General features: G+C 40.7%; 2 protein-coding genes and 2 pseudogenes. 2 read left to right on the top strand and 2 right to left on the bottom strand.

Annotation, left to right across the window (positions count from 1 at the left end):
• Positions 1-88 precede the first annotated feature (88 nt).
• Together CDZ78_RS18790 and CDZ78_RS18785 are read left to right on the top strand one after the other, a co-directional pair.
• Positions 89-1,255, top strand: coding sequence for an SIR2 family protein (locus CDZ78_RS18790; protein WP_087871341.1), 1,167 nt, complete (start codon positions 89-91; stop codon positions 1,253-1,255).
• A 1-nt stretch (position 1,256) separates the two neighbouring features.
• The gene (locus CDZ78_RS18785) at positions 1,257-2,984 is read left to right on the top strand and encodes an ATP-binding protein (RefSeq protein ID WP_087871340.1); all 1,728 of its coding nucleotides are present in this window, start codon (positions 1,257-1,259) and stop codon (positions 2,982-2,984) included.
• A gap of 239 nt (positions 2,985-3,223) precedes the next feature.
• On the opposite strand, the pseudogene CDZ78_RS18780 reads toward CDZ78_RS18785, so the two are convergent.
• Positions 3,224-4,322, bottom strand: a pseudogene (locus CDZ78_RS18780) (ISL3 family transposase); the annotation flags it as partial.
• Positions 4,323-4,502: 180 nt separating this feature from the next.
• Positions 4,503-4,762 (bottom strand): annotated as a pseudogene (locus CDZ78_RS22390) (hypothetical protein); the annotation flags it as partial.

The raw sequence follows: 4,762 nt of genomic DNA, 5'->3' as shown, positions 1-4,762 counted from the left end.
TGGTATAGTTTCCGTCGACTAAAACCTGAAACTAAAAGAGGTACTCAATGCGACAGAACCGTTTGGTTCGATGAGAAAAGGATAAAATATGACAGTTGGTGAGGAAGCAAAGACAATTAGATATTTAGTGCCATCATCAAATGAATGGACATCATTATCTTCGTCCTCCTCCGAAGAGCTTAAAAATGCACTTCTTTCTTCTTTGCAAATGCAGAATCTTTGTGTATTGACCGGAAGTGGATCATCACTTGGTCCTGTCGTTAAAGGGCCTTCTATGAATGCTCTTTGGGAAAAATCGGCATATAACGAAAATTATGTTATCAAAGCTTCTGTTCAGGGCATTGCCAATAAAATCAATTTTGACACTTCCGCCAAAATACCCAATATTGAGGAATTCCTGTCTCTCTGTGATGCCTATTTGCAGTTCAATGACGATGAAGGTATCAAAACTTTAGTGAAAGATTTTAAATCCGTTATTCTGAATGAATGCTCGTTTGTTAATGACGATACAGACCTCACTGGTCATGAAATTTTTCTGCATCGCCTTTCTCGCCGCCGGGTGCGTGAGTCTAGGCTTAAGATTTTCACTACCAACTATGATTCCTGTTTTGAACGATCTGCGGGAAAACTTGGGCTTGTTGTGCTTGATGGTTTTTCTTTTACGCAACCTCGGTTTTATGATCCCCGGTTCTTCGGTTACGACATCGTGCGCCGTCCCAAAACCGGTGAAGATTTAGGGAATTATCTTGAAGGTGTTATTCAGTTATATAAATTACATGGCTCAGTGACATGGGCCAAAAACGGTTCTCAAATTGCTGAGAAACTAAATCCCACCCCTGACGAAGCTTGCCTTATTTATCCGGCGAAAGGAAAATATCAACAGTCTTATATCCAGCCTCATTTAGAGTTAATTTCTCAATATTTCTCGACTCTACGAGAATCAAATACTTGCCTGATAGTAACCGGATTTGGCTTCAACGATGACCATCTATCAGAACCAATTCTTTCTGCTGTTAAATCCAACCCACATTTACGTCTCATTATCGCGGATTACTATGCAGAAAAGAACTGGAATGGTAGCAATGATTCCAGCCCGTATTGGAAAAAATTTAAAGACCTCGCCATTCAAGGTGAAGACATCTGGTTTGTTAATACTTCATTCGAAGATTTTGCCCAACTTATTCCTGATCTTCGTTCTTTGAACAAAGCAGAACGGTTGGCAAAAGACATACAATCTCTGACTAGTGGTCATTGATATGGATATTGAAAAAGAATTTCCTAAAGGTCTGCTTCGTTCCGAGCTTTTTATGGGCGTACTTTCCTCAGTTTCAGCTTATTCGGTCCGCGTAAACCTTAATGACGCGGGTTCGCCCAGTGGCTCTCATTTTTCCGGGAGCAGATACGGCAAAGGCGAAGTGGGTGAATTTGTTTTAATCGAAGGTCAGCTTAACCTTCTTTTGGGTCGTGTTACTGATATAAAACTCCCTGAAATCGAACGCCGATCAGTCACACCTACTTATGACGGAAAATCAAAATTAGATGCCTACGGAAACATTCAGCTTTTAGGTACAGTTTCAATGGATACCTTGAAAGTAACTGCCGGAGTGGCTTCATATCCTCGTTTGGGAGACCGGGTTTATGCGGCCCCTCTCAAATTCGTTTCAAAAATCCCAACCCTCATGGATTTAAAGATCGGCGACAGTGCACCCTTAACTCTTAAACTTGGTTCGGTTGATATAGGTTCTGACAACCAATCTGGTCAAGTTGAAATAAGTCCTGAAAAACTATTTGGCAGACATTGTGCAATTATAGGCGCTACAGGTGGTGGTAAAAGCTGGACAACCTCACGAATTATCGAAGAATGCTTACAACATAAATCTAAAATTATCTTGTTGGATGCAACAGGTGAATATCGTGATTTTAGCGGAGACTTTGTTCAACATTGTCATTTAGGAAATCCAGTAAAAAAGGCCATAGATTCAAAACCTTGTTCTCTACCCCCTGCAAGTTTCCAAGAATCTGATTTTATAGCTCTCTTCGAACCAGCCGGAAAAGTACAAGGACCTAAGTTTAGAGCAGCAATCAGAAGCCTAAGAATAGCAAATCTCAAACCAAACATTGCACCTGATGGCTTTATAAAAAAAATTAACCAACCAAAATCTGCCTTTCAAACGGCTGAACAAGACCCCGAAATATCTGTAAAACTGGATGATCCGAAACAAGAATTTGATGTCTCCAAATTGCCTCAGCAGATTGAACAAGAATGTGTTTGGCCTGATGGCTTTAACGATACAACAAAGTGGGGAAAAGTGGATGGTAACTTTTCTCATTGTCTTTCCCTTCTAACACGTATCAATGCAATTTTCACAAGTCCAGCTTTTGATTGCGTATTTAATTCAAGCGAGGAATCACTTTCAAAAAAGATTGATACATTTCTTAATTCTGACAAGCGATTATTGCGTGTTTGCCTTAGTGGTGTAGCCTATGAGTTCAAAGCACGCGAAATTATTGCTAACGTGATTGGCCGTGATCTTCTGATGCGTGCTCGCGACAACAAATTTATAACAAATCCATTAATTGTGATTGTAGATGAGGCTCATAATTTTCTTGGTCGCAACATAGGAACCGAAGACACAGCGACAAAGCTTGATTCATTCGAATTTATAGCCAAAGAAGGGCGTAAGTATGGCCTCAATATTTGCCTTGCCACTCAGCGACCACGCGATATTACAGAAGGGGTCTTGAGTCAAATGGGCACATTGATCGTTCATCGCCTAACCAATGACCGAGACCGGGAAGTGGTAGAGCGTGCATGTGGTGAAATTGATCGTTCTGCATCAGCTTTTCTCCCAAATCTTAAGCCTGGTGAAGCGGCTATTCTTGGAGCTGATTTTCCAATTCCATTAACAATACAGATTAAAAAACCGACAACCAAACCAAATTCAGATGGCCCAGATTTTCAAAAATATTGGAAAGAAGTATAAAAGTACAGAACAACCAATGCATGTCCTTTATTTTCAAAATAGAGGCAGCGATTTTGAATGTTCGTTTTTCAATTTATGAATTAGTTTTGAACATATAATAATTTTCACCAAATAAGGACCCGGAATGTTAGGCCTAAATTTACGCAGCGAATTCACTGGAAGACAGCCCTGACGTATGAACCTTGCAATATGGTTCTGTCGCAAGGACTTATTATGCCGGTAAAGATTGGTCATAACCGTATTCCCTCAAGAATTCCATTTGTAATCTTTGTTTCAACGAAATGAATAATACCAGACCAGTGGCTCCGAACGGTCTTAACAAACTTCATAAATGCTGAGATTTTTGAATTTTCCACTTCCGCGCACCACTGCTTTAGAAATGCTTCAGCCGATGATTTGTCAGGCATTGACCATAAGCTCTTTAAGGCGGTATGCCTGCCCTAACGTAGGGTAAAGCTCAATCATTTCAGCTAATGAAGCCTCTTGCTTGTTGGTTAGATTTTCTCGGTTCCTTAAAAAGGTGTATTTGTGCCCTTTAAGTGCATCATGTTCTTTACGTTCTCCAATCCGCACTTGGTTCATTGCTTCATTTAACAATTTAACCACATGAAACCTATCAAAGGTTATCTCAGCTTCAGGAAAGGCTTCTGCGGCTCCAGCAATGAATGACGGTGATAAATCCATGCTTATTTGTTCAATTTTCTCTTTCTCTACCCCTTTGTCCTTAAGGTGTTTCTGAAGATTATGCAAAGTCGCTTTGCCTTTACCTTCAGTCACAAAAACAACACGAGACTCCTCTAAATCAACACCTAAAGTGACATATTTATGGCCTTTTTTTGATGATGTTTCATCAATCCCAAGCTGAGTGATTGATGAAACGTCATCGGCTATTTTTGCTTTGCTGATCCAGTGATTAAAGACAGTCCAAATCCGCTGTGGATTCACCTTTAACATTTCTGCAACTCGATTGACGGGCATTTCTCTTTCAATCAGCGCCAATGCCATGGCTTCAAATAACAGAGTAAAACCACTACCTGGGCGAGCCCACGGGACTTCCACAGTACGAACGTTTCCTTCTGCTGTTGTTATCCGGGGAACAGCGCAGTGTAGGTAGCAAGTATGCTCAAAGAAGCTCAAGTGCTGCCAATGTCGATCGACGGTATCATGCACTGGACAGAGAGTGTCCGGTTCATCGCTAAAACGTGCGCCCGATTCAAAACCTATATGCAAATGAAGTTCGTTTTGTGTTGAACTGTTGTCATGTGAAAAGATAATTTCTTCTACTTTCCAAGGCGATTGTAGGCCTAAAGCCTGACTAAATAAAAATTCACTATTCATTCGACTATTATCGCATTACCCACTACAAACCACATAGAGCCATCTTATTGTGCTCTATATTATTTACGGATTTCACCAATGATGAGGGGAATCGTCTAATAAATGTGATTTGTACAAACGCAAGGCGCACTTCTCCTAAAAGGACTGTTCGCCCTCTGAAAATACAAGTACACAAAGAAATTATTCGATGTGAAATTCGAAAGGTTGCCGCAAAAACTGTGCTGCCCAATCGTTGCTAATCCACGGGCCGGTTAAGGTTCCTTTGACAAAAGAAAGAAACTCTCGAATCCCCATTTTTTTCACCCACTTCACCACGCGATGAGTGGCGAGAGCTATTGCATTGATCAAATGAGCTAAACGCATCAAATGGTGAAAACCACACATCGCCTGCCAGTTATAAGAAAAAGCATGTTCGTAACAATAACCACGGCGCTTTTCAG

The sequence above is a fragment of the Bathymodiolus platifrons methanotrophic gill symbiont genome (assembly GCF_002189065.1).
In the GTDB taxonomy this organism is placed as follows: Bacteria; Pseudomonadota; Gammaproteobacteria; order Methylococcales; family Methylomonadaceae; genus Methyloprofundus.
The sequence above is the reverse complement of the archived record's forward strand: the minus strand, read 5'-3'. Positions and strand labels throughout refer to the sequence as shown.

What these genes read in the sequence shown, in the direction of transcription:
- CDZ78_RS18790 (WP_087871341.1), top strand. Translation starts at nt 89, where the DNA reads ATGACAGTTGGTGAGGAAGCAAAGACAATTAGATATTTAGTGCCATCA.
- CDZ78_RS18785 (WP_087871340.1), top strand. Translation starts at nt 1,257, where the DNA reads ATGGATATTGAAAAAGAATTTCCTAAAGGTCTGCTTCGTTCCGAGCTT.